The sequence below is a fragment of the Bradyrhizobium sp. genome, assembly GCF_030646015.1.
GTDB lineage: Bacteria > Pseudomonadota > Alphaproteobacteria > Rhizobiales > Xanthobacteraceae > Bradyrhizobium.
In genome coordinates this window covers 1-24,596 of record NZ_JAUSLT010000138.1, presented here as the reverse complement: position 1 = coordinate 24,596, position 24,596 = coordinate 1, and the positions used below count along the sequence as shown (strand labels likewise).

General features: G+C 62.9%; 30 protein-coding genes. 22 read left to right on the top strand and 8 right to left on the bottom strand.

Features of this window, described 5'->3' with window-relative positions:
- Nucleotides 1-426: 426 nt before the first annotated feature.
- The 4 genes from Q7T45_RS21170 to Q7T45_RS21155 all read right to left on the bottom strand — a co-directional run bounded on the left by Q7T45_RS21170 (nt 427) and on the right by Q7T45_RS21155 (nt 4,363).
- Complete coding sequence (locus tag Q7T45_RS21170; RefSeq protein ID WP_304873294.1) at nt 427-639, bottom strand: hypothetical protein; 213 nt, start codon at nt 637-639, stop codon at nt 427-429.
- Between the two features lie 70 nt (nt 640-709).
- Nucleotides 710-1,387 carry a response regulator transcription factor gene (locus Q7T45_RS21165; RefSeq protein WP_304873293.1) on the bottom strand — a complete coding sequence of 226 codons (678 nt, stop codon included), beginning with the start codon at nt 1,385-1,387 and terminating at the stop codon, nt 710-712.
- A gap of 189 nt (nt 1,388-1,576) precedes the next feature.
- A complete protein-coding gene (locus tag Q7T45_RS21160) occupies nt 1,577-3,709 on the bottom strand; it encodes a DUF294 nucleotidyltransferase-like domain-containing protein (RefSeq protein ID WP_304873291.1) in 2,133 nt (710 codons plus the stop codon).
- Nucleotides 3,710-3,739: 30 nt separating this feature from the next.
- Nucleotides 3,740-4,363, bottom strand: coding sequence for a hypothetical protein (locus Q7T45_RS21155; protein WP_304873290.1), 624 nt, complete (start codon nt 4,361-4,363; stop codon nt 3,740-3,742).
- 287 nt (nt 4,364-4,650) lie between these two features.
- On the opposite strand from Q7T45_RS21155, the gene Q7T45_RS21150 reads away from it, so the two are divergent.
- The 16 genes from Q7T45_RS21150 to Q7T45_RS21075 all read left to right on the top strand — a co-directional run bounded on the left by Q7T45_RS21150 (nt 4,651) and on the right by Q7T45_RS21075 (nt 16,975).
- A complete protein-coding gene (locus Q7T45_RS21150) occupies nt 4,651-4,929 on the top strand; it encodes a DUF4212 domain-containing protein (RefSeq protein ID WP_304873288.1) in 279 nt (92 codons plus the stop codon).
- An 11-nt stretch (nt 4,930-4,940) separates the two neighbouring features.
- Entirely contained in the window at nt 4,941-6,920 is a 1,980-nt protein-coding gene (locus tag Q7T45_RS21145; protein ID WP_304873287.1) for a sodium:solute symporter family protein, read from the top strand.
- Between the two features lie 174 nt (nt 6,921-7,094).
- Nucleotides 7,095-7,415: a hypothetical protein gene (locus tag Q7T45_RS21140; RefSeq protein WP_304873286.1), complete on the top strand. Its 321-nt coding sequence runs from the start codon at nt 7,095-7,097 to the stop codon at nt 7,413-7,415.
- Nucleotides 7,412-7,735 carry a hypothetical protein gene (locus Q7T45_RS21135; RefSeq protein WP_304873285.1) on the top strand — a complete coding sequence of 108 codons (324 nt, stop codon included), beginning with the start codon at nt 7,412-7,414 and terminating at the stop codon, nt 7,733-7,735. The genes Q7T45_RS21140 and Q7T45_RS21135 overlap by 4 nt, the downstream gene beginning before the upstream one ends.
- Nucleotides 7,736-7,813: 78 nt before the next feature.
- Nucleotides 7,814-8,188, top strand: coding sequence for a hypothetical protein (locus Q7T45_RS21130; protein ID WP_304873284.1), 375 nt, complete (start codon nt 7,814-7,816; stop codon nt 8,186-8,188).
- Nucleotides 8,189-8,432: 244 nt separating this feature from the next.
- Nucleotides 8,433-8,909 carry a Na+/H+ antiporter subunit E gene (locus tag Q7T45_RS21125; protein WP_304873283.1) on the top strand — a complete coding sequence of 159 codons (477 nt, stop codon included), beginning with the start codon at nt 8,433-8,435 and terminating at the stop codon, nt 8,907-8,909.
- On the top strand, nt 8,909-9,190 hold the full coding sequence (locus tag Q7T45_RS21120) for a monovalent cation/H+ antiporter complex subunit F (protein WP_304873372.1): 282 nt from the start codon (nt 8,909-8,911) through the stop codon (nt 9,188-9,190). Before Q7T45_RS21125 ends, Q7T45_RS21120 begins: the two co-directional genes overlap by 1 nt.
- A complete protein-coding gene (mnhG, locus tag Q7T45_RS21115) occupies nt 9,187-9,552 on the top strand; it encodes a monovalent cation/H(+) antiporter subunit G (RefSeq protein ID WP_304873282.1) in 366 nt (121 codons plus the stop codon). Before Q7T45_RS21120 ends, mnhG begins: the two co-directional genes overlap by 4 nt.
- A 14-nt stretch (nt 9,553-9,566) precedes the next feature.
- Nucleotides 9,567-10,103 carry a DUF4040 domain-containing protein gene (locus Q7T45_RS21110; protein WP_304873281.1) on the top strand — a complete coding sequence of 179 codons (537 nt, stop codon included), beginning with the start codon at nt 9,567-9,569 and terminating at the stop codon, nt 10,101-10,103.
- Nucleotides 10,100-10,516, top strand: a complete 417-nt coding sequence (locus Q7T45_RS21105; protein ID WP_304873280.1) for a Na(+)/H(+) antiporter subunit B — start codon at nt 10,100-10,102, stop codon at nt 10,514-10,516. The genes Q7T45_RS21110 and Q7T45_RS21105 overlap by 4 nt, the downstream gene beginning before the upstream one ends.
- On the top strand, nt 10,516-10,881 hold the full coding sequence (locus Q7T45_RS21100) for a cation:proton antiporter subunit C (protein WP_304873279.1): 366 nt from the start codon (nt 10,516-10,518) through the stop codon (nt 10,879-10,881). The genes Q7T45_RS21105 and Q7T45_RS21100 overlap by 1 nt, the downstream gene beginning before the upstream one ends.
- Nucleotides 10,878-12,371, top strand: a complete 1,494-nt coding sequence (locus Q7T45_RS21095) for a monovalent cation/H+ antiporter subunit D family protein (protein WP_304873278.1) — start codon at nt 10,878-10,880, stop codon at nt 12,369-12,371. Before Q7T45_RS21100 ends, Q7T45_RS21095 begins: the two co-directional genes overlap by 4 nt.
- Nucleotides 12,368-13,843, top strand: a complete 1,476-nt coding sequence (locus Q7T45_RS21090) for a monovalent cation/H+ antiporter subunit D family protein (protein WP_304873276.1) — start codon at nt 12,368-12,370, stop codon at nt 13,841-13,843. Before Q7T45_RS21095 ends, Q7T45_RS21090 begins: the two co-directional genes overlap by 4 nt.
- A gap of 3 nt (nt 13,844-13,846) precedes the next feature.
- On the top strand, nt 13,847-14,086 hold the full coding sequence (locus tag Q7T45_RS21085) for a hypothetical protein (protein ID WP_304873275.1): 240 nt from the start codon (nt 13,847-13,849) through the stop codon (nt 14,084-14,086).
- Nucleotides 14,076-15,758, top strand: a complete 1,683-nt coding sequence (locus tag Q7T45_RS21080; RefSeq protein WP_304873274.1) for a Na(+)/H(+) antiporter subunit D — start codon at nt 14,076-14,078, stop codon at nt 15,756-15,758. Before Q7T45_RS21085 ends, Q7T45_RS21080 begins: the two co-directional genes overlap by 11 nt.
- 209 nt (nt 15,759-15,967) lie before the next feature.
- On the top strand, nt 15,968-16,975 hold the full coding sequence (locus tag Q7T45_RS21075) for a sodium:calcium antiporter (RefSeq protein ID WP_304873272.1): 1,008 nt from the start codon (nt 15,968-15,970) through the stop codon (nt 16,973-16,975).
- Between the two features lie 107 nt (nt 16,976-17,082).
- Here Q7T45_RS21075 and Q7T45_RS21070 read toward each other — a convergent pair whose 3' ends face one another.
- The gene (locus Q7T45_RS21070; protein ID WP_304873271.1) at nt 17,083-17,472 is read right to left on the bottom strand and encodes an MAPEG family protein; all 390 of its coding nucleotides are present in this window, start codon (nt 17,470-17,472) and stop codon (nt 17,083-17,085) included.
- Between the two features lie 461 nt (nt 17,473-17,933).
- Here Q7T45_RS21070 and Q7T45_RS21065 point away from each other — a divergent pair, with 461 nt between their 5' ends.
- Entirely contained in the window at nt 17,934-19,625 is a 1,692-nt protein-coding gene (locus tag Q7T45_RS21065; protein WP_304873269.1) for an MFS transporter, read from the top strand.
- A gap of 281 nt (nt 19,626-19,906) precedes the next feature.
- Here Q7T45_RS21065 and Q7T45_RS21060 read toward each other — a convergent pair whose 3' ends face one another.
- The 3 genes from Q7T45_RS21060 to Q7T45_RS21050 are packed head-to-tail and all read right to left on the bottom strand — an operon-like array spanning nt 19,907 to nt 21,618.
- Complete coding sequence (locus tag Q7T45_RS21060; RefSeq protein ID WP_304873268.1) at nt 19,907-20,380, bottom strand: secondary thiamine-phosphate synthase enzyme YjbQ; 474 nt, start codon at nt 20,378-20,380, stop codon at nt 19,907-19,909.
- 5 nt (nt 20,381-20,385) lie between these two features.
- Entirely contained in the window at nt 20,386-20,940 is a 555-nt protein-coding gene (locus tag Q7T45_RS21055) for a hypothetical protein (RefSeq protein WP_304873267.1), read from the bottom strand.
- A gap of 54 nt (nt 20,941-20,994) precedes the next feature.
- Entirely contained in the window at nt 20,995-21,618 is a 624-nt protein-coding gene (locus tag Q7T45_RS21050; RefSeq protein WP_304873265.1) for a 2-hydroxychromene-2-carboxylate isomerase, read from the bottom strand.
- 282 nt (nt 21,619-21,900) lie between these two features.
- Between Q7T45_RS21050 and Q7T45_RS21045 the strand changes: the two genes are divergently transcribed.
- The 5 genes from Q7T45_RS21045 (at nt 21,901) to Q7T45_RS21025 (ending at nt 24,465) form a co-directional block, all read left to right on the top strand.
- A complete protein-coding gene (locus Q7T45_RS21045; protein ID WP_304873263.1) occupies nt 21,901-22,272 on the top strand; it encodes an AtpZ/AtpI family protein in 372 nt (123 codons plus the stop codon).
- Between the two features lie 72 nt (nt 22,273-22,344).
- A complete protein-coding gene (locus Q7T45_RS21040; protein ID WP_304873262.1) occupies nt 22,345-23,091 on the top strand; it encodes a F0F1 ATP synthase subunit A in 747 nt (248 codons plus the stop codon).
- A gap of 57 nt (nt 23,092-23,148) precedes the next feature.
- Nucleotides 23,149-23,376, top strand: coding sequence for a F0F1 ATP synthase subunit C (locus Q7T45_RS21035; protein ID WP_009796340.1), 228 nt, complete (start codon nt 23,149-23,151; stop codon nt 23,374-23,376).
- A gap of 64 nt (nt 23,377-23,440) precedes the next feature.
- Nucleotides 23,441-23,974: a F0F1 ATP synthase subunit B' gene (locus Q7T45_RS21030; protein WP_304873246.1), complete on the top strand. Its 534-nt coding sequence runs from the start codon at nt 23,441-23,443 to the stop codon at nt 23,972-23,974.
- Nucleotides 23,975-23,979: 5 nt separating this feature from the next.
- Complete coding sequence (locus Q7T45_RS21025; protein ID WP_304873245.1) at nt 23,980-24,465, top strand: ATP F0F1 synthase subunit B; 486 nt, start codon at nt 23,980-23,982, stop codon at nt 24,463-24,465.
- The last annotated feature ends 131 nt before the right edge of the window (nt 24,466-24,596 follow it).

The following is a 24,596-nucleotide window of genomic DNA, read 5'->3' as shown; positions in this document are numbered from 1 at the left end:
CCACCGTCGCCCGCGAGCCTGAGCTGCGAACTTGACACCAGCCTGAGGGTGCCGGGACCACACGATTTCGCCATCCGCATCAGGCGCCCTCGTCAGGAGCACCCGCTGCGTCCACCGCTTCCCCGCCCCGCGTTCGTGACGCTCGCGAAACGCCCCTCTCGAATGGGACGGGATGGCCATGCTTATAGACCGGCGCTCACTTCTGGAAAACAGAAATATTTTCAGGCGCGGGGCTTGACTTTCAATTTCCGATAATCGGAAGTGATTTGCCCGTCGGGTCGATTCGTTGAATCTGTTCGACAAATCGGTGTTTTCGCGCAAGTTGGCCTGGCGAAGATTTTTTTACATCCGATGAGGATGAGGCTCGCTCACGCGATATGCCGCTCCTAAAAAGCGAACCGCGCGGCCGTGATGCCCCAAAGGCGCCTATCGAATGACGCCGGCGACATGATCGTCCGGATCAGCCGTGTAATAATCGATGGTCAGCACGCCCAGCACAACCAGCACGCTCGCGACGACACCCGATAAAATGCCCAGGCATCCCACCGCCATGACTCCCAGCAGGAGAACGCAGAATACATCGGCGGCAATCTTGCCGCCCCGCTCGATGCCGTCCATTTTTCGCTGGAAATAGGCCATGGCGTCCTCCGCTGTTGTCGCATCCAGATGTAGCCGATGATGGCTTCGAGTCGGTTTGTTTACGCAACGGCTACGTCGCCGAGGGTGTGCCTTGCCGCCACTGGCCGCCGGAAATCCTGGCGGCGGCGATCACGGCCTGGGTGCGGCTCTCGACGCCGAGCTTCTGCAGGATCGCCGATACGTGCGCCTTGATGGTGGCTTCCGACACGCCGAGTTCGTAGGCGATCTGCTTGTTGAGCAGACCTTCCGACAGCATCATCAGCACCCGCACCTGCTGCGGGGTCAGCGTCACCAGCCGGTCGCGCAGCCGCGTCATATCCGGGTCGGCGGTGGAGGTGAGATCGGTGTCCGGCGGGATCCAGACGTCGCCTTCCATGATCTTCACAATAGCGTCGCGCAGCGTCTCGACCCCGAAGCGCTTGGGAATGAAGCCGGAGGCGCCGAAATCCAGCGAACGGCGGATGGTGCCGCCGTCGTCGCTGGCCGAGACGATCACCACGGGGATCGCCGGGTATTGCGCGCGCAGGTAAATCAGGCCGGAGAAGCCGCTGATACCCGGCATGGTCAGATCGAGCAGCACCAGATCGACATCGGAATCCCGCTCCAGCAGCTTGGTCAATTCGTCAAAGGACCCCGCTTCGCCGATCTTCGCCGACGGCACGACGCTGGCGACCGCCTGTCGCAAGGCATCGCGAAACAGCGGATGGTCATCGGCGATAACGAGATGGGTGCTGACAGCGGCGGTCATTGATTTCTTGTGAGACGATTTCTTGTGAGACGGTTGCGGCAAGCCCTTGACCGCTTTGCAAGAAAGCCTGCCAAGCGAGTTTTCCCGGCGATTGTCGTCTGACCGGCGTTCGCATGCAAGCGCACAATGCCGTCACGCCGCAAAGCGGTTAACCCACCCGTTGTGCATCGCAGCATTCCCCGTCCCGGATCACTGCCTGAACAGGAGATCGCGGGTCAGGGCATTGATCGCGGTGACCGCGCGAAGCGCCGCATGCAAACGATCGCGGTCGCGGGCCGTCAATCGCTTCACCGAAACGGTGTTGGAGGGCGGGATCCCGTGGGCGATATCCTCGACCTGCTGCGACAGGATGAGATCGAGAAACACGCCTTGGGCTTCGACGAGCGCATCGAGATCGCTCTGGCTGACGTCAACGAGCGCCTTCACGCCGGCTAACCGCGCCTGCGTCGATCGATCCATCACGTGATAGCGGATCGCCAGCGCCCGCGCTGCGGCGACGAGACCGAATAGCCCGGCCGCCTTCAGATCGATGCGACCGGCTTCGGTGCGGATGCCGCCGAAGAGCTTCAGGCTCGCGGGAATGCTGATGCCCTCGACCAGCAGCTTGGCGAAGGCGAGCTCGCCCTCGGCGGCCGCGAAGGCGGCCTGCCTCACCGCGACGGCAAGACCGCCATCACCGCAGACGGCCCGCAGGTCAAAGAAGATATCGACCGACAGCAGGTCCGCAGGCCTGGAGCGCGTGATCCAGTGGTCGACGCGGTCCTTCCAGGTCGCGACCGAGCCGCGCCAGGGCGCGTTGCTGGCCATCACGCCACCCTTGCAATAGGGCACGCCGACCTCATGCAGGATATCCGCGACATGGGTTCCGAGCGCGGCAAACCAGCGATCCTGCTCGCCGTCCGGCTCGCCATGTTCGAAGATCACGGCATTGTCCTGGTCCATCGCGAGCAGGCTTTCCCCGCGTCCGGCCGATCCGAGCACGATCAGGGCATAACCGCAGGGCGGGTCGCCGTGGCCGCGCTCGCGCATGATCCGCTCGGCGATCACGGCAGCCTGCCTGGTGAGCGCGCCGAGTTCGCGCGAGATCACTTCCGCGATGTCGCGGCCGGACAGCCCTTCCGCCAGCAGCGATTCCGCGACCCGCGGCAGCTTGGCCCAGGCCACCGCCAGCGCGGGCGCGTCCGCGGCGTCGTCGATCTCGTCGCCGAGCGATATCGCTTCGCCTGCGCGCAGGCGCAGCAGATCGCGCGCGGACAAGGCGCCGACCACGCTGCCGGTTTCATCGACGACGCCGAGATGGCGGGTCTTCAGGCGATTCATGCGGCCGATGGCGCGATAGACGAAAGCATCCGCCGGAACCGCCGTGAGCGGCCGGCTCATGATCTGCCCGACCGGCAGATCGAGCGCGGCGGCGCCGAACCGGGCGATCGCGCGCAGCAGGTCACGCTCGGTGACAATGCCCGCCTCCGCCGCCTTGACGCCGCCGGACGCAGCGTGCGGCGCCACATAGACGGCCGAGATCTTCTCGCTCGCCAGCCGCGCGAGGGTGTCGTGCACCGACGCGCCGGATTCCACGAACACCGGAGGCACCCGCATGATGTCGCGATTGCGGTGCCGGTAGGCGTAGCTGTCGAAGCGTTTCAGGGTCCGTTCCGCGTCCGTGCGCGCCGGAGCCTCGACGGCCTCGATCCAGCCGCTCTGCGCCTGACCGTCGAGTACGGAAGTGAGCGCAAGGCAGGCCCGTTCGGCTTCGGCAACGGTCCGGATGCCATGGTCGCGCAGCTTCGGCACCAGCGCCAGAAACACCCGCGCCGTGGTCGTCGCGTCCCCGAGCGCGGAATGCCGGCCGGCGGCGACGACGCCCAGCCAGGCGGCGAGGTTCTCCAGCGTATAGCCGGCCAGGTCGGGTGCTGCGATCTGCGCCAGCAGCCTTGTATCGAGCGTACGCGGACGCAGCCACGGCAGGCCGGCAAGATCGCATTCGCGCTTCAATATCGCCAGGTCGAACCCGACGGTGTGCCCGATCACCATGGCCTGGCCGAGAAACCTGTGGAAATCCGGCCAGACATCCGCGAACGTCGGCGACTGCGCGACCATGGCATCGTCGATGCCGTGAATGCGCGTCGTCTCCGCCGGGATCTTTTCAGCGCCCGGCCGCAGCAATTGGCGAAACGCGCCATCGCCCGCCAGCTTTCCGCCGGACAGGCGGACCCCGGCGAGTTCGATCACCCGCGCCTTGCGCGGATCGAGCCCGGTGGTTTCGGTATCGATGACAACGGCGTCGAGCGACAAAAGCGGGACGCCGCCACTCGTGCTGTCCATCGCCCCTCCTGACCCGCCGCGACGTGATGATTATGCCACGGCATCCGCGAGCAATGTCCGTTGCACCGCGGCCCTGTCCATGCGCGAGATCAATTCGTCGTGGATGTTGCACAGGCTGACGCGGAGATAATTGCGGGTGGTCTGGAAATCCCGCCCGCGCAGCTTTTCGTGGATCGGCATCATGGCGAAATAGGCTTCCGCCAGCGGATCTGGAATATCCATCACGCGCCTGGGCGCATGCCCGCCAGCCAGATCGAGCCGGTGCGCAAGGTCGCTGCGCGCGGCAAGCCAGGCGGACTCGCCGATCGAAGGAGGGACCGGGTAGCGGTCGAATACCGAAAGAACGACAAGGATGAGCTGGTCGAGAATTTGCCGGCGCTGCATGCCGTCGGCCTCGGAAGCCAGCACGCCATTGATCATTTCGCCGACCATCGAGAGGCCCAGCGGATAGGCCTGCCAGCGCGAATACTCGACGGATTGCGCGAACTCCTTCTCGGCAAACAGAACCTTGGCATAGTGGCCCGCGCGCGCACGGGAATATTCGTAGATTCCCTTTTGCACGATGAAGGCCGATTGCGCGTCGACGAAGTCCGCCAGCGCCTCCCGGTCGCGAATCGGCGGACGCGGACGAAACAACTTGTCGAACAGTTTCATCGCCGTCTTTCCCGCAAAATGGACCGAGGACAGTTCGCCAGCTTATCCGGCTTCTGCCAAGTCCAATGTTTTCAACGCCTGTTTGCTTCGCAGTTGCAACATTCTCATATTCCCCGAAAGTATAATAAAGCCGGAACCGTTCGTAGTGCTAGCGTTCAACGTCTCCATACCGGCGCAAGACCGGATGGAGGGCGGCAGGGGGGGCGCCGCGCTGAAGGGATTTGCATTCCCCTCGATCAGTCCATCCGGCGCATTGCGACCGGTGCTTTGAGGAGGATTTGCAGCCCATGCCTGAATCTACAGACCTGAAGCAACGAGAAGAAGCCCACTGGGCAAAGACCTCCCGGCTGATGTTCATGCATCTCGGGGTTTGGTTCTTCTTCGGTTATGTCATCCACATGTTCGTGGTGCCGCTCAACAAGATCATCATTCCGATCCTGGGCTTTCCGCTCGGCTTTTACATGGCCGCGCAGGGATCGCTCATCGTGTTCGTGGTCATGCTGTTCATGTTCGCAAGACAGCAGGACAAGATTGACCGCGAATACGGCTTTGCCGAGGAAGACTAGGGGGAACGGAAATGGCTACAGAATCTACATCAGGCAGCGGTGACTTTCTCAACAACCTTGGGCGGGTCTACAGCATCTACACCGGCGGCTTCCTCGCGTTCGTCATCCTGATCGCAGTGCTCGAGCAGATGGGGGTTCCGAACAAGATCCTCGGCTACCTGTTCGTGTTCTTCACGCTGGCGGTCTACGCCATCATCGGCGTGCTCTCGCGAACGGCGCAGGTTTCCGAATATTACGTCGCCGGCCGCAGCGTGCCGGCGTTCTATAACGGCATGGCGACCGGCGCCGACTGGATGTCGGCGGCGTCCTTCGTCGGCATGGCGGGCACCCTGTTCCTGCTCGGTTACGACGGCATCGCATGGGTGCTCGGATGGACCGGCGGCTTCGTGCTGGTGTCGATCCTGATCGGACCGTATCTGCGCAAGTTCGGCGCCTATACGGTGCCAGACTTCCTGGCCTTCCGGTACGGCGGCAATTTCGCCCGCGGGCTCGGCGTGATCGTGCTGGTCGCCTGCTCCTTCACCTATGTGACGGCGCAGATCTACGGCACCGGGCTTATCGCCTCGCGCTTCCTCGGCATGCCATTCGAACTTGCCGTTTTCGCCGGACTTGTCGGCATTCTGGTCTGCTCGATGCTGGGCGGGATGCGGGCGGTGACCTGGACCCAGGTCGCCCAGTACATCGTGCTGATCATCGCCTATCTGACACCCATCGTGATCCTGTCCACCAAGAAGTACGGATTTCCGATTCCGGAACTCACCTACGGACTGGCCATCTCGGACATTATCGCGCGGGAGCAGCAAATGCTGGCGAGCGGTCTTGCGACCGTCGCCAACCTCAAGCCGCATATCTCGCCGTTCATCAACTACAGCCCGTTGAACTTCTTCGCGATCATCCTTTGCATGATGGTCGGTACGGCTTCGCTGCCGCACATCCTGATGCGCTACTTCACCACCCCGTCGGTGCGTGAAGCACGCCAGTCGGTGGCGTGGTCGCTGCTGTTCATCTTCCTGCTGTACTTCTCGGCGCCGGCCTACGCGGCGTTCTCGAAGCTGGAAGTCTACACGAACATCATCGGAGCAGATGTCACTGCGCTGAAACCCTGGATTTTCAACTGGGGTGAGCTCGGGTTGATCCAGATCTGCGGCAAGAACGCCGGCAGCATCGATGCGATCGTCGCGGCCTGCAAGGCCATCGCCGGTCATACCGGCGTGGTCAGGCTGCAGGACTTCGTGATCAACACCGACGTGATCGTGCTCTCCACCCCGGAGATCGCGGGACTTCCCTATGTAATCTCGGGTCTGGTCGCCGCCGGCGGCCTCGCCGCCGCACTGTCCACCGCTGACGGGCTGCTGCTCGCCATCGCCAACGCGCTGTCGCACGACGTCTACTACAAGATGGTCGATCCCAACGCGCCGACCGTGCGCCGGCTGATGGTCGCCCGCGTACTGCTGCTGATCGTCGCCATTGTTGCGGCGGCGACGGCCGCCACCAAGCCCGGGGATATCCTGGCCATGGTCGGCTGGGCGTTCTCGCTGGCGATGGCCGGTAACTTCCCGGCACTCGTGATGGGCGTCTGGTGGAAACGCACGACGGCGACGGGAGCGATCTGCGGCATCATTGCCGGCTTCGGACTGTGCCTGTTCTATCTCGTCACAACCCGCTACTTCCCGGGCGCCGGCGTGAAGTATTACGGCATGACATCGCTGCTGAACCCGGTGACGGGGGCGCCTATCGTCGATATCGCGAAAGCCATGGCGTTGCCCAACGCCATGGAGGCCTTCCCGACGCTGGCACACCCGCTGGCCAACAAGGTCGGCTGGTTCGGCCTGACCAACATCGCCTGCGGTATGCTGGGAGCACCGCTCGGCTTCGCGGTCATCTACGTGGTCAGCCTGCTCGGCAAGGAACCGTCGAAGGAAATGCAGGCCTATGTCGACGATATCCGCAAGCCGCGCGGCAGGACGGTGCTCGAAGAGAAGACCACTTAAGAGCACTGCAATACATCTCGATGAACGGGGCCCTTCGGGGCCCCGTTTTGTTTTCGATGACCTTGCGTCCGCTCTTGCCGGGGAAGTCGGCGCTTGCCATTGTCATGCACGATCGCGGTGTCGTCACACATCCCGGTTGGTCGATTGTCGAAGCACGGCGGGGAGCATCGGACGTTGGATACTGCAGCCTCAATCGCCACCTACTGGTATTACCATCTGCCGAACTTCGTTCTGGCGGCGCTGATGTACACCATGCTCGGCCGGTTCCTGCTCGGCCTGATGGTCGACGCGGATTCGCCGAACTACATCTGGCGGTTCTTTTGCCGGTTCACCGATCCCGTGATCGGCCTCATCGCGATCGTGACCCCGAAGGTCACGGCTCCCGCCGTGCTGTGGCTGTTCGGCTTCGTCTGGATGTTCTGGCTGCGCGTCGTGCTTCACTACACATTGCTGCTGTTGAACCTCGCCCCCAAGCTCGGCGGAGCGGCGTCATGAACCGCAACTTCTATTTCATCGGCATCGCGTTCTTCGGCATGATCAACGGCATCTTCAACCAGCTGTGGCTGATCTTCGCGCTGCTCTACGTGCAGACGATCGCCGGCCCGCTGCTGTTCGGCAACCTGTCGCTGACGCTGATGTTCGCGTCGCTGATGGTTTCGACCGCCACGGTCATTATCGGCGGAATTCCGGCGGCGATCTACGAGCGGGTCACCGGCGCCCCGGAGTCAAACAACGTATCGCTCTGGATCTGGCTTGCCACGACGGCGATCCTGGCACTGCCCGCTGCCGGCAATTTTCTCAAAATCGGCCTCTAGCCGGCTGCCCCGAGGTTGAGGGCGCGAGACCTTGCCGCTACGCTGGGGCTCAGGTCCCGCGCAGACGGAGGGCGGATCGTGGAAGAGATGCGCCAGATTGCCTATACAACGGTGCTGCGCGCGTGCGGATTCGCATCGCTGGCCATTTTCTGCGTCCTGATCGCCATGTCCTTCGTCCCGCGTTCCGCCTTTCAGGCGGGAGGTTTTCTGAGCTTGCTGATGACCCTTGTTCTCGTCCTCAAGGCCCGTGAAGCCCGCACCAAGGATCACCGCCGGACCGAGATGTGGCTCTATCTTCCCAAGGAGAGCCGTCCGCCGCAGGCCGTGGCGCAGAGGATGGTCTCGACGGTCATGCGCGAAACCTATTTGCTGTTCGCGCGCTGGAGCGCGATCGTCTCCATCGTGATGTGGAGCATTGCGCTTTTCTTCTCGGCGGTTGAAACCCTGGTTTGAAACTGGAGCGCGAGCTCGAGTGCCCGAAGGCTCAGCTTATGCTGCGGATATGAAGCACGTACCGTCTCCGGCAGGTTTCCTGATCCTGTTCAGCATAGTCTATGTGCCGGGGCCGTCTTAGTCTATGATGCGATGATGACGAGGCAAATCCGCAATCTTCTCGAGTAGGCTATGTGACAATGAGCCAGATTGTAGCACGCCAACTGAAATGTGAGCTTGAGTAGCAAGACCAGGGTAGGAGCGGATGATACGGTACTTCAGTCTGGCAGGGCTCCTGTTCGCTTTTTGGCTCGCATTGTCCGGGCATTACACGCCTATGCTGGTCACGGCCGGTGCCGTGTGCGCGGTGGCGTGTGTCTTCGCTGCGATCCGCATGCGCGCCGCCGATCCGGAGGGGCATCCGATCGAGCTGTTCCGGGGGGCCATCACCTATTTTCCCTGGCTGTTTCTCGAGATCACCAAATCCGGCTGGAGCGTAACCAAGGTCATCCTGGATCCGAGCCTTCCGATTTCGCCCACCATGACGGTGGTGCGGGCCAGCCAGAAAACGCCGGCCGGCATGGCGACCTATGCCAACTCGATCACACTCACGCCGGGCACGATTACCGTGGGGGTGAGCGGCGACGAATTCACCGTTCATGCGCTGGTGCGAGACGGCGCTGACGACCTCGAGGGCGGCGGGATGGACCGCCGCGTCAGTCAGTTTGAAGGCGCGGCGTGATGTTTGCCGCCGCGGCCGCCGCCATCCTCGTCGCTCTCGCGCTCGCGATTATCCGTGCGATCAAGGGGCCGACGGTGTTCGACCGGGTTCTCGCTGGCAATTCCGTGGGAACGCTTGCCATCATGCTGCTCGCGGTCGTCGGCTTTCTGACGGAGCGCCCCGAGTTCCTGGACATCGGGCTGACCTACGGCCTCCTCAATCTGATCGGCACCCTCTCGGTCCTGAAGTTCTTCCGCCATGGCGACCTGGCCTACGACGCCGACAGCGAGTCAAAATCATGACGCTGGCCGTGGATCTCGCAAGCTGGGGACTTATCCTCCTTGGAAGTTTCTTCACCCTCGTCGGGGCGTTCGGGCTGGTGCGCATGCCGGAAGTCTTCACGCGCATGCACGCGGCCAGCGTCACGGACACGCTCGGCGTCGGTTTTCTGATCCTCGGCATGACCCTGCAGGCCGGTTTCGGCCTGGTGACGCTGAAGCTTCTGTTTCTCCTGGCGCTGTTCGTTTTTACCGGCCCCGTCGTGACGCACGCCCTCGCGCAAGCCTGTCTGCATGAAGGTATCAAGCCGCTGCTGGCGGAAGACCGTCGCGGCATGACTCGCCCCCGGTCGACCGATCCGGACGACGGGAGGCAGCCATCATAACCCTGATCAATACGGTGTTGCTGACGCTGCTTGCAGTCGTGACCATCGCCATCGTCCGGCAGCGGAGCCTGTTCGGCGTCGTCATCCTTGCGAGCATCTATAGCTTCCTGATGGCGAGCGTGCTGATCGTGCTCGACGCCGTGGACGTGGCGATGACCGAGGCGTCGGTCGGCGCCGGCGTCTCGACGGTGCTGCTGCTCGCGACCTTGCACCTCGTCAAGACCACCGAGATGAAGCGGGTGCGCCCCCATCTCTTGCCGCTGTTCGTCTCGCTCGGCACCGGCGCCGTTCTGGTGTGGGGCACGCTGGTGCTACCGCCATTCGGTACCCCCGATGCGGCCATTCACAAGCATGTGGCGCCGCGCTACATCGCCGACACGATCAAAGATACCAACGTTCCGAACGTCGTGACCTCGGTGCTGGCCGACTACCGCGGCTACGACACGCTCGGCGAGACGACGGTAATTTTCACCGCTGGCATCGGGGTCATGCTGCTGCTGCGCAAGGCACGGCGGCGAGGCCGCCGCGATGATGCGGAGACCTCGCGATGAGTTACGATCTCGTTCTGCGCGTCGGCACCAAGCTGATCCTGCCGTTCATTCTGCTGTTCGCGCTCTACGTACAGTTTCATGGCGATTACGGGCCGGGCGGCGGCTTCCAGGCCGGCGTCATTGCGGCCAGCACGGTCATCCTGCTCGCGATCACCTGCGGCCTCGATCTGGCGCATCGCATCGCGCCGCAGGCCGTGGTCCAGAGCATGGTCCCGCTCGGCGTACTGATCTATGCGGGTACCGGCGTCGCCGGGCTCCTGCTGGGCAAGAACTATCTCGACTATTCGGTGCTCGCTCACGACCCCGCCCACGGGCACGAGCTCGGCATATTCCTGGTCGAGGCGGGTGTCCTGATCACGGTGGCCGGCACCATGACGTCCTTGTTTTATGCCTTTGTCGAGCGGGGCCGCTGATGCCGACGCTGGCGATTGTCACCGATCATTACCACTACGCGATCACCATCTTCCTGATGATGGCGGGCCTCTACATCGTCGTCGCCCGCGGCAACATGGTGAAGAAGCTGGTCGGACTGTCGATCTTCCAGACCTCCGTGTATCTGCTTTACGTCGAGCCGGGAAAGATCATCGGCGGAACCGCTCCCATCATCGATCCGTCATTCACCGTGTATTCGAACCCGCTTCCGCACGTCCTGATGCTGACCGCCATCGTCGTCGGCATGGCCACGCTCGCGCTCGGCCTCGCGCTGGTGGTGCGCATCAACGAGGCTTACGGCACGATCGAGGAGGATGAGATCTTCGAGAGGGACCGCGAGACATGAACGCGGTCTGGCCGCACCTTCCCATATTGCAGGTCGTTGTTCCGCTGATCGGGGCGGTGCTGGCTGGGTTCCTGCGCCGCGCCGGCCCGGCCTTCGCTGTGGCGCTGGCGGTGAGCTGGCTGATGCCGTTGATCGCAGGCGCGATGCTGTGGCAGGTATTGGCGAGCGGTCCGATCTCCTACCACATCGGCAGCTGGCCGCCGCCCTGGGGCATCGAGTACCGGGTCGACGTTCTCGGCGGCTTCATGCTGTTGCTGGTCTCCACGGTCGGCGCGGTGATCATGCCGTTCGCGCGGCGCTCGGTCGCGTTCGAGGTCGAGGACGGACAGCAGGCCTGGTTCTACTGCATGTATCTGCTCTGCCTCACCGGGCTGCTGGGCATCGTGACAACCGGCGACGCCTTCAACGCCTTCGTTTTTCTCGAGGTATCGTCGCTGTCGACCTACGTGCTGGTGGCGCTCGGCCGCGACCGGCGCGCACTGCTCGCTGCGTTCCAGTACCTGATCATGGGCACGATCGGGGCGACCTTCTACATCATCGGCGTGGGCCTCCTCTATCTGTTGACCGGCAGCCTCAACATGGCCGACATCGCCGCGCGGCTCGGCCCGGAATGGGCCGGTCACTCGCGCGCCATCGTGGCGGCCCTGGCCTTCATTACCGTCGGCGTCAGCCTGAAGCTCGCGTTGTTTCCGCTCCACGCCTGGCTGCCGAACGCCTATGCTTATGCGCCGTCCTGGGTGACGGCCTTCCTGTCGGCCACCGCGACCAAGGTCGCGATCTACCTGCTGGTGCGCTTCTTCTTCTCGATTTTCGGCGTCGCGATCGATTTCCGCGAATTGCCGGTCACCGACATCGTTATCGCGCTGTCGATCGCGGCCATGTTCGTGGCCTCGGTTATCGCCGTGTTCCAGACCGATCTGAAGCGAATGCTGGCTTATTCCTCGGTTGCCCAGATCGGCTACATCACGCTCGGCATCGGGCTCGCCAACCAGGCCGGACTGACCGGCGGGCTGGTCCATATCGTCAATCACGCGCTGATGAAGGCGGCTTTGTTTCTTGCAGCCGGAGCGATCTTTTTCCGCATCGGCACAGTGCGGCTTTCCGATCTTGCCGGCATTGGACGCAAAATGCCGCTTACCATGACCGCCTTCACGGTCGCGTGTTTCGGACTCGTCGGCACGCCCGGCACCTCCGGCTTCATTTCCAAATGGTTTCTGGTGCTCGGTGCGCTCGACAAGGGGTGGTGGGTGCCGGTCTTCCTGATCGTGGGAAGCTCGCTGATCGCGCTGGTCTATGTCGGCCGCGTCCTCGAAGTCGTCTGGCTGCGGGAGCCGTCGGCCGCGATCGCCAATGCGAGCGATCCCCCGCTGTCGATGCTGCTGCCGCTGGTCGTGCTGGCCGCCGCCACGATCTATTTCGGCCTCGATACCCAGTGGACCGCGGGAATCGCCGGTACGGCCGTCAAGAACCTGCTCGGGGGGCTACGATGACGGCGGCCCTGTCGAACGAGAACCTCGCCGTGATGACCGTGCTGACGCCGTTCGCCGGCGCGCTGCTCATTCCGCTGTTTCGCCGCTCTCCGAACCTGCGCGAGACGGTGACGCTGGTGACGGCGGGTACACTGTGCCTGCTCACGATCGGCCTACTCGGGCCGGTGCTCGATGGCGCCAGGCCGGAAATGCAGATCCTCCGGGTGGTCCCGGGCCTCGACCTTGCGTTCAAGGTCGAACCGCTCGGCATGCTGTTCGCGCTGGTCGCGGCCTCCCTGTGGGTTGTCAATTCGATCTATTCGATCGGCTACATGCGCGCCAACGACGAGCCGCGCCAGACCACATTCTACGTCTGCTTTGCGGTGGCGCTCGGCAGCACGATCGGGATCGCGTTCGCCAAGAACCTGTTCACCTTGTTCCTGTTCTACGAGGCGTTGACGCTCTCGACCTATCCGCTGGTGACGCACAAGCGGAACGAGGAGGCTGTTCGCGCCGGCCGCCTCTATCTTCTGCTGCTGCTCGGCACGTCGCTGCTGTTACTGCTGCCAGCGATCATCGCCACCTGGGCCATCGCCGGCACGCTCGATTTCACGCCGGGCGGCATCCTCGCCGGCAAGGCCGGCGTCCCCGTGATCGCCGTGCTGCTCGCGCTCTACGTTTTTGGCATCGGCAAAGCGGCGGTGATGCCGCTACATTTCTGGCTGCCGGCGGCAATGGTGGCGCCGACGCCGGTCAGCGCATTGCTGCACGCCGTGGCGGTGGTCAAGGCCGGCGTCTTCACGGTGGTGAAGGTGGCGGTGTTCGTTTTCGGCGTCGATAATCTGAGCTCATTAGGGCAATCGGCATGGTTGACGGCTGTTGCGGGGACGACGGTCATCGCGGCGTCCATCGTGGCGCTGCGACAGGACAACCTCAAACGCAGGCTCGCCTATTCGACCATCTCGCAGCTCTCCTATGTCGTGCTCGGCGTCGCGATCCTGGCGCCGATCTCCCTGACCGGCGCCGCGATGCATATCGCCGCCCACGCCTTCAGCAAGATCACCCTGTTCTTCGCGGCGGGGTCGATCTACACCGCTGCGCACCTGACCGAGGTGAGCCAGCTGGACGGCATCGGCCGGCGTATGCCGTGGACCATGGCGGCCTTCACGATCGGCGCGCTTGGCATGATCGGCATTCCGCCGACGGCCGGCTTTCTCGGCAAATGGTTCATTCTCACCGGGGCGATGCAAACGGCCAACTGGCTGGCCGTATCCGTCATCATCGTGAGCACGTTGCTCAACGCCGGCTATTTCCTGCCGATCGTTTTCCGCGCATTCTTTCGCGAGCCGCCGGACGACGGGCATGGACCCGCGCACGGCGAGGCGCCGTGGCCGATGGTGCTGGCGCTGACCACGACGGCGGCCGGATCGATGCTGATGTTCTTCCTGCCCGGCATTCCCTATGCGCTGGCAACACTTATGATGGGGCGTTAAGTCATGGACGACCACTGGCTTACCCGCGCAAGCACGATCAAGCGGCTCTGGATCGGATCGGTCATCGTGCTGGCGGCGACCGTGTTGATGGATCTCGCGATCAACCATCACCCGCATTTCGGGCTGGACGGCACATTCGGCTTCGGCGCCTGGTTCGGTTTCGCGACCTGCGTCGCCATGATCGTGTTTGCCAAGGCGCTTGGTGCCATCCTGAAGCGGCCGGACACCTATTATGACAGCTAGCGTCCTTCCGCCAGCCATCGTGCTGATCATCGGCGGCTTGGTCCTGCCGATGTTGCCTGTCCGGCTGCGCGGCTTCACGATTCTCGCGATGCCGCTGGTGACGCTGTTCCTGGTTTGGCAGGTCCCCGACGGAGCGGCGCTGCGGATGCCGTTCCTTGGCTACGAGCTGACGCTGGTCAAGGGCGATGCGCTGTCCCGCCTGTTCGCGACGGTGTTTGCCGTCATGGCGTTCGCCGGCGGTCTGTTCGCGCTCAACCAGAATCGCGTGGTCGAGCTGGCGGCGGCCTTTTGCTACGCCGGCAGCGCCATCGGCGTGGTGTTCGCGGGCGACCTGATCAGCCTGTTTATTTTCTGGGAGCTGATGGCGATCGCTTCCACCCTGGTGGTGTGGAGCGCGGGGCCGTCCGCGCGTGGGCCGGGATTGAGATACGCCGCGATCCATCTGCTCGGCGGGGTCCTGCTGATGGCCGGCATCGCGGGCGAGGTCGCTTCGACCGGCTCGCTGGCGCTCGGCAAGCTCGAACTCGACAGCCTGTCACGAGGCCTGATCCTCGCCGGGTTCCTGATCAACGCAGGCGCCTGGCCGCTTTCGTCCTGGTTGCCCGACGCCTATCCCGAGAGCTCGTGGAGCGGCATGGTGTTCCTTTCGGCCTTCACCACCAAGGCCGCGGTCTATGTACTGCTGCGCTGCTTTCCGGGCACGGAACTGCTGATCTATGTCGGACTGTTCATGGTGTTCTACGGGATCGTCTACGCGATCCTCGAAAACGACATGCGCCGCATCCTGGCGTACAGCATCGTCAATCAGGTGGGGTTCATGGTGACCGGAATCGGCATCGGTACCGAACTCGCACTCAATGGCGCCGCCGCGCACGCTTTCACGCACATCATCTACAAGGCGCTGTTGCTGATGTCGGCAGGCTCGGTTCTCTACATGACCGGCAAGCGCAAATGCACCGACCTCGGCGGGCTGTTTCGCACCATGCCGCTCACGACCATTTGCGGCATCGTCGGCGCGCTGTCGATTTCATCGTTTCCCCTGACGTCGGGCTTCGTCTCGAAATCGATGATCTCGGATGCCGCGGGTATCCAGCGGCTGGAAATGGTGTGGTATCTGCTCGCGGCCGCATCAGCCGGCGTTTTCCTGCACGCCGGCATCAAGTTTCCATGGTTCGTCTTCTTCCAGAAAGATTCAGGACTGCGGCCGGCCGATCCGCCCTGGAACATGCGGGCCGCCATGGTCCTGTGTGCGGCGCTGTGCATCGGCATCGGTGTCCTGCCCGGGCCGCTTTACGCTATCTTGCCGTATCCGGTAACCTATGTTCCCTATACTCCGAGCCACGTGGTTTTCTATCTGCAACTGCTGTTGTTCTCCGGTCTCGCATTTTTTCTGATGCTTGACTGGCTGAAGCGGACGCTGACCATTACGCTAGACGTTGACTGGCTATACCGAAGGCTCGGTCTGGCGCTCGCTCAGAACCTGAACCGGGCAGCAGAGACCGCGTGGAATGGCGTCATGGGTTCAGCAGAACGGGCTGCCCGGGGAGTTTCGTCGGGTATCCAGCGTTATCACGGACCCGATGGTATCCTGGCCCGCACCTGGCCGACCGGCGCGATGGCGTTCTGGATGACCATCATGCTGGCCGCGTATCTTATCCTGTCGTATTTGTGATTCTGAATCCCGATCGAGAATTCTCTCCATCCGGCGGCGCGGACTCGGCATGTACTTCTCGGTCTGCCCTGTCCATGAAGCGTTGACCTAGCGCAATGAGCCGCGGCCGAAGGGCTATAGCTTGACCCCGATCCAGACAATGCCGGCAGCTCCGTCGAGCCCAGGGCATACTTGGTCATTGCGTCCGAAGCCACAGCGGCAGGCTGCAGATGATGATTGCCATGGTGTGGGTGAAATTCACTATATGTGCCGCCCTGATCGGCTTCGCCGGCCCGGTCCTTACCCGTTACGGGGACATCATCGCCCGGAGGACCGGCGTATCACGGACGTGGATCGGGCTGCTCCTGCTTGCCACGGCTACATCGCTGCCCGAACTGTTCACTGGCGTCAGCGCGGTCACCATCGCCGACGCGCCCAACATCGCGGTTGGCGATGCCCTGGGCAGTTGCGTTTTCAATCTGACGATGCTGGTGGTTCTCGATGCGATGCACCGTGATGGACCGATGTATAGCCGCATGGATCAGGGGCACATCCTGACGGCGGGCTTCGGCGTCATCCTGATCGGATTGGCGGGAGTCTCGCTGCTGCTCGGACGCGAGGGTCTCAATATCAGTTTCCTTCACGTCGGCATCTACACCCCCATCATCTTCGTTCTCTATCTTGTCGCGATGCGCTCCGCCTTCGTTTACGAGGGCCGGAGGCCCGCTCCCCGGGCGATGGTCGACAACGACCCGAAAGTCACCCTGCGGATGGCGGTCACCCGGTATCTTGGCGCCGCTGCCGTCGTGGTCGGCGCCGGCGCATGGCTGCCGTTCATCGGAGTGGAAATCGCGGAGGTCATGGGCTGGCGTACGACATTCGTCGGCACGCTGCTTATTGCCGGCGCAACCTCGCTGCCCGAACTGGTCGTGACCATCAGTGCGCTGCGCCTCGGCGCACTCGACATGGCCATTGCCAATCTTCTGGGCAGCAACCTGTTCGATGTGCTCATCCTGGCGATTGACGATCTCTTCTATGTGCAGGGACCGCTGCTCTCGGCGGTGTCGCCGACGCACGCCATAACGGCCTTCGCCGCGGTGATCATGTCCGGAATCCTGATCGTCGCGCTACTCTACAGGCCGGTCACGCGCTTCCATGGCACCGTCGGCTGGGTGAGCCTGTCGTTGTTGACAGTCTATCTGCTGAGTTCCTATGCGGTCTATTTGCACGGACATTGAGTGGTTCTTGCAAGACATGGGTGTCCCCCACGCCGCCGAAGGTAGCGTACATCGTGGATTCTTGAACGGCGCGGACGCTGGACGAATCAGATGCGGGCCGCGTCAATTCAAAGCACAAGTTGCGCCATGACCAGGACCAGGCCGAGTGTGGCGATATTCCAGCTAAAGGTGCGCAGCCAGGGAACGCCCCATGCATACAGCGGAAGAAAGATCGCGCGAAATCCAACGTAAAGCAGCGCTCCTGCAGAGCTGACGGCCCCGCTCCGATCCAGCAGGTGGACCATCAACACCGCTGCTACGAAGACCGGAAACGTCTCGAGAAAATTCCACTGAGCGCGTTCAAGCCGACCGGCAATACCCGTTCGACGGATATATTCGTCCCGTGGACCCACCGAATATCGGTTGCCTACTTGCGCCTTGAAGCTAAAGGAAGCTGCGGTCAGGTGCACGAGCGCAAGCACCATGGCCGCAAACAAGCACCTCATTTCTACGGACATGCTCCCTCCCCGATTGTGCGAGACCTATCTGCTGTTCGCGCGCTGGACCGCGATCATCTCCGTTGGCGATGTGGACGATCGCGCTGTTTTCTCCGGCATTGGACTTTAGTTTGAGACTACACCGATCGTCGGCGGGTTCCTCGCGCAGCATGGTCCCGACTTTGGTTTAACTGATTCGGAGAATGCAAAGGCGAGTAGAAGCATTTTTCGAAGGCCCTGGCCTGCGCGCGAAGCTCATTTGTCCCCGTAAAATCAGCACTGCCGACCGGTTACGCCCGCGGAATCACGCCAGCATCGGGGCAAAATCTCGCAACCCCATCGTGTGCGTGGCAAATCTCTGCCAGCCGAAAGTACTATTGGGGCATGCTTCCCGAGCCTGTAGTGAGGCGCCTGATTGATGCGCGTTTATTTGACGCATCACACATCTTCGTGAATCAAAAAAGAGACGGGAGCGACCGGAAATGTCCACAATAGCTGCAACGGAAAAAGTCAGAACCGGAGGCATGACGAAGGACGAACGTTTCGTCATTCTCGCTTCCTCGCTCGGCACCGTCTTCGAATGGTATGATTTCTACCTGTTCGGCTCGCTCGCCAGCATCATCGGCGCGCAGTTCTTCGGCGTCATCGATCCCGCCACCAAGCTGCCGATGTTCAACCAGGCGACCCGCGACATCTTCGCGCTGCTGGCCTTTGCCGCGGGCTTCATCGTCCGTCCGTTCGGCGCCATCGTGTTCGGCCGCGTCGGCGACATCGTCGGCCGCAAATACACCTTCCTCGTCACCATCCTGATCATGGGCCTGTCGACCTTCGTCGTCGGCCTGCTGCCGAACGCGGCGACGATCGGCATTGCGGCGCCGATCATCCTGATCGGCCTGCGATTGCTGCAGGGTCTCGCGCTCGGCGGTGAGTATGGCGGAGCGGCGACCTACGTGGCCGAGCACGCGCCGATGGGCAAGCGGGGCTATTACACCTCGTTCATCCAGACGACGGCCACGCTGGGCCTGTTCCTGTCGCTGCTGGTGATCCTGTTCACTCGAACCGCCCTCGGCGAACCTGAATTTGCCGCCTGGGGCTGGCGCATTCCGTTCCTGGTGTCCGTGGCTCTTCTCGGCGTCTCGGTCTGGATCCGGCTCCGCCTCAACGAATCGCCGGTGTTCCAGAAGATGAAGGACGAGGGCAAGGGCTCCAAGGCTCCGCTGACCGAAGCCTTTGCCAACTGGAGCAACGCCAAGATCGTGCTGATCGCGCTTATCGGCGGCGTGATGGGTCAGGGCGTGGTCTGGTACACCGGCCAGTTCTACGCACTGTTCTTCATGCAATCGATCCTCAAGGTCGACGGCTACACCGCCAACCTCTTGATCGCGTGGTCACTGCTGTTCGGCACCGGCTTCTTCATCGTGTTCGGCGCATTGTCCGACAAGATCGGCCGCAAGCCGATCATCCTGGCGGGCTGCCTGATCGCGGCGCTGAGCTTCTTCCCGATCTTCAAATCGATCACCACCAACGCCAATCCGGCGCTGGAAAAGGCGATCGAAACCGTGAAGGTCGAGGTCGTCTCCGACAAGGCACTGTGCGGCGACCTGTTCAACCCGGTCGGCACCCGCGTCTTCACCGCGCCTTGCGACACCGCCCGGGCGTTCCTGGCGCTGCAGTCGGTCAAGTACACCACCAGCTACGGTGCTACCGGCTCCGGCGTGAAGGTCGTCGTCGCCGGCAAGGACGTGCCCTACACGGCAGCGGCGGTGTCGAACCCGCAGGTGCTGGCGGCGGTGCAGGCCGCGGGCTATCCGAAGGCCGGCGACGCCCAGATCGTGAAGATGCAGCATCCGTTCGATATCTTCCGGCCGCAGGTCGCGGCGGTGATCGGGCTGCTGTTCATCCTCGTGATCTTCGTCACCATGGTGTACGGACCGATCGCGGCGATGCTGGTCGAACTGTTCCCGACCAAGATCCGCTATACCTCGATGTCGCTGCCCTATCACATCGGCAACGGCTGGTTCGGCGGACTGTTGCCCGCGACCTCGTTCGCGATCGTGGCCTCGACCGGCGATATCTACGCCGGTCTCTGGTACCCGATCATCTTCGCGTCGATCACCGCGGTCGTCGGCTTCTTCTTCCTTCCGGAAACCAAGGACGTCGATATCACCAAGTAGACTGAACTGATCCGGCGGCGATCGCCGCCGGATCATCCTCACAAGCCGGCCGCGGATCGCTCCGCGGCCGGTTTTGTTTTGGGCTCTTCTCCCCTCCTCCCACGCGCTCTTGCGCGTGGTGGGGAGGGGTCGGGGGTGGGGGGCGCTTCCGCAGACTCGCTGCCGGGTAGTACGCGCTGACGACTCGGAGCGAGTACGCCGAGACACCCCCCACCCCCGACCCCACCCCGCCGCTTCGCGGGAGGAGGGGAGAAGAAAAAAGCGCGCTGGCTCAGAGCGCTCTAACTCGTGCTTCCGGCAAACTGCAGCACGACCTCGCGGCGGTGCGGCGCGCGGCGATGCTCGACCAGATAGATCGCCTGCCAGGTGCCCAGCGCGAGTTCGCCCTCGAGCACCGGCACCTGCAGCGAGGTCGCGGTCAGCATGGTCTTGATATGCGCCGGCATGTCGTCGGGACCTTCGGTGTCGTGGCTCCATCCGGTCCCCTCGGGCGCGAGCCGGCCGAGCGCCGTCATCAGATCGTCCAGCACCGAGGGATCGGCGTTTTCCTGGATCGTCAGCGACGCCGAGGTATGGCGGATGAACAGCGTCACCGCGCCCTCTTGCGCACCGGCCTCGCGAACGAATTTTTCGATTTCGGCGCTGAGGTCGGTGAAGCCGGCGCCGCGCGTCTGCACTGTCAGCAGCGAGGACACGATGGTGGTCACCGGGACCGTCGATGGCGCGGAACGGGAGATGGATTTGCCATGAGGCATTATTTTCAAATCCGGCCGGAAACGTCCTTCTGCACCCGGTTGGCCATCTCGATCAGCCGCTTCCACGCCCGCTCCAGAAACGACATCATGCGGTCCATGTCGCGGTCGCTCGGCAGCGGAATCTCGATCTTGCGCTCGCCCTCGGCCACCTTCGGGTCGGGTTTTTTCAGCGAATCGGTCTTGGGTAAAATGTCCTTGGGCAAGGCCTCATCGATCTTGCCGGTGACGACGGCTTCGCGCGCCGCCAGTTCAGCCTTCAGTCGTTCATTGTCGGCCTGCAGCCGGCCGATTTCCGCATCCAGCGCCGCGCGTTCGTCGGGCACAGCGTAGCACGCCCAGCCTGCGCCGCCATTGTTGCAGGTCGAGACCGCGCCGGTCCTGGTATCCAGCCGGATCACGCCGTTGCCGACCGTCGACATCGAATAACGGCCCTTCTCGCCGTCCGGCATCGATTGCGCGACAGCGGCGGCGATTCCGCCAAAGGAACCGGCGATGCCGAAAATTACCGCGGTAACCGCGATGGCTGTGGAGAACTTCGAGGGCGATGTCGCTGTGCTCATGGGATCGCTCCGCCTCAAACCCGACAGGCCGTCCCCGTCCCGGGCGCTTCCAGCCTACACCTGCGACCTATAGGGCGCGCGGCCGGATTTCAACGCGTCGGCGAGCAATTCGATCCGGTCCTGCCCCCAGAATACCTCGCCATCGAGCACATAGGCCGGCGATCCGAACACGTCCGCCGCCAGCGCATCCTGGCGGTTTTGCTCATAGATCGCGCCGATCTCGTCGGATCCCGAACGTTCGACCAGCTGCCTGCCGGGAAGCCCGGAATCGTCGGCCAGTTTGATCAGGGTCGCCGGATCGGCCAGATTGAGCTGGTCTTCCCACACCGCAGCATATGCCCGCCGCAGATACGGATCGGGATCGTGGCCGGCCTCGAGAGCCGCAATCACCACGCCGTCGGCGAGCCGCGCGTTGAACGGCCAATGCGCCGGCTGCAGGTGGAAGTTCAGGCCGCGCTTGTCGCGCCAGCGCTGCAGTTCGACCATCCGATAGCGCTGCCGCACCGGATGACGCTTCATCAGCGGCAGGCCGCCGGTCTCCGAGAACAGGTCGATCAGCACCACCGGCTTGTGATTCACCTTGAGATCCCAGGTATTTGCGACCTCCCGGAACAATTTGTGCCCGATATAGGCCCACGGGGACTGAAACGAAAAATAGTAATCGACCGGACGCGGCATGCGGACTCCAAGACGGGAATGACTGTCGGCGGCCATCCCAACAGACCCGCCGGAGCGGTGCAAGATCGGCCAAGACCGCCTGACACAGGGCTTGGCTATTGCAGTGCGGCGAGGGCTTGGCCGCCGATCCCGCTCTCGCTGAATAAATCGAGCTAAATCAATGCACTAACTGGTTACGACGCAATCTTGACTTGGTTAGGTGCGGTCAGTATGGTCCGCGCGGCTTTTGAGGGTGACGGGGCGTTATTTCCATCCACCGCAGATACGTTTGGGCTCCACAGCATGGCTGAAGGCACGAACGGCGAGCGAAATGGAAGTCGCGATAAATCGTCCGACGAAGCCGCGCTTTCCGCAAGGCTCGGAAGTCTGGATCAGCGGTTGTCCGAAGTCAGGGACAGCCGCAAAATCGGGACTGACCCGTCCGGTAGCGAGCAGGCTCAAGCCAGGGCATCCGCCATGGCCATGGGGCTTCGGCTCTCCTCCGAACTGGTTGCCGGTGTTCTTGTCGGAGCGGGTCTCGGCTGGGGTTTCGATCGCCTGCTGTCGACTTCGCCCTGGGGCCTCATCGTGTTCCTGCTGCTTGGCTTTACCGCCGGCGTGATGAATGTGATGCGGACCGCGGGCGTGATGGCGAAGCAGTCTGAACGGCTCTGACGCCGATGTCGTCGAAGCGCAACCGAACGTCCGATCCGCGAGCGATCGCGAAACCGATAGACTGAGAGACGCATGGCCGCCGATCCAATTCACCAGTTCGAGATCACCAAGCTCTTCACCATCGGTCACATCGGCGGACAGGAAATCGCGTTCACCAATTCGTCGGCCTACATGTTCCTGTCGGTGGCGGTGATCTCGCTGCTGATGCTCGGCACCGGCCGGCAGCTGATCCCGGGCCGCATGCAGTCGGTGGCCGAACTGAGCTACGAATTCGTGGCGAGCACGATCAGAAGCACCGCCGGCTCGGAAGGCATGAAGTTCTTCCCGCTGATCTTCTCGCTGTTCATGTTCATCATGATCTCGAACTTCATCGGGATCATTCCCTACACCTTCACGGTTTCAAGCCATCTGATCGTCACCGTGGCGCTGGCGCTGGTGGTGTTCTTCACCGTGCTGTTCTACGGCCTCTACAAGAACGGCCTGAAATTCTTCAAGATATTTGTGCCGTCGGGTGTTCCGATCGCGATCCTGCCGCTGGTGATGTTCATCGAGGTGCTGTCGTTCTTCCTGCGGCCGGTTTCGCATTCGGTGCGACTTTTCGCCAACATGCTGGCGGGCCACATCGCGCTGAAAGTGTTCGCGAGCTTCATCGGCATGCTCGGCGCCCTCGGCTTCCTCGGTTGGGCCGGCGCCGTGTTGCCGCTCGGCCTGACCATGGCGCTGACCGCGCTCGAGCTTCTGGTCGCGTTCCTTCAGGCCTACGTCTTCGCTATCCTCACCTGCATCTATCTCAACGATGCTCTCCATCCGGGCCACTGATCCGGCCCTCACTGGCAAACCTGCCGCTCTAGCAAACCTCAAGAAGGAGTTCGTTTCATGGATCCGATCGCAGCAAAGTACATTGGCGCTGGTATTGCCTGCATTGGCATGGGTGGCGCAGGCGCCGGCGTGGGCATCATCTTCGGCAACTATCTCGCCGCTGCGGTGCGCAATCCCTCGGCAGCCCAGGGCCAGTTCGGCAACCTGATTTTCGGCTTCGCCGTGACCGAAGCGCTCGGCATCTTCTCGCTGCTGATCGCCCTGTTGCTGCTGTTCGCTCTCTGATCCCATACCGATCTGGCCGGTGAGGTCCCAACCGGGACCTCGATCGTCCAACGAGGAGAAGCCCGTGGCTACGACGGCTCATACCGCGGCAGACGGCGGCCACAAGGCTCCGTTTCCGCCGTTCCAGAAGGACACCTTTGCTTCGCAACTGGTGTCGCTGCTGGTCGCGTTCGTTGCACTCTACCTGATCGTCTCGCGTATCGCTTTGCCGCGCGTCGGCAAGACGATCGAGGACCGTCAGGCTGCGATCGAGGGCGATCTGGCCGCGGCGCAGAAGCTGAAGGACGAGTCCGACAACGCCCTGAAAGCCTATGAGAGCGAACTGGCCGCGGCCCGTTCGCGCGCGCAGGCGATCGGCGCCGAGACCCGCGAAAAGCTGAACGCGGCATCGGAAGCCGAGCGCAAGGCGCTGGAAGACAAGCTGTCGGTCAAGCTCGCCGAGGCTGAAAAAACCATCGCGTCGACGCGCGAGACCGCGATGAGCAACGTCCGCGGCATCGCCGCGGAAGCTGCCACCGCGATCGTGCAGCGGCTGACCGGCGTGGCGCCCGACGGCAAGGCCGTGGCCTCGGCCGTTGACGCGTCGCTGAAGGGATAGTGACCATGCTCTACCAAGCGGAATTCTGGGTCGCCGTCGCCTTCGTCCTGCTGATGGCGGTGTTTGCCTATTTCGGGATCCATCACACCGTGCTGAAGGCGCTCGATCACCGCGCCGCCCGCATCAAGGCCGAACTCGACGACGCCCGCCAGCTCAGGGACGAAGCGGCCAAGCTGCTGGCCGAATACAAGGCCCGCCACGCCAAGGCGGAAGGCGAAGCGCAGGAAATCATCGCTTTCGCCAAGGCCGAAGCCGAGCGCATCGCCTCCGAAGCCAAGACCAAGCTGGAAGATTTCGTCGCCCGGCGCACCAAGACCGCCGAAAGCAAGATCGCGCTCGCCGAAGCCCAGGCCCTCGCCGACGTTCGCGCGGCGGCAGCCAACGCCGCGGTGACGGCGGCTTCCGCCATCCTGTCGCAGTCGGTGACCGGCTCGGTCGCGGACGACCTGCTGACCAAGGGTATCGCCGAGGTCAAGGCCAAGCTGAACTGACGGGCTTCAAGTCGTAGACACAAAAAACCGGCGCGAGATGATCGCGCCGGTTTTTTTGTGTTCTCACCCTCCCCTGGAGGGGGAGGGTCGACGCGAGCCCGGCGATGCGAAGCATCGTCCGGAGAGCGGCG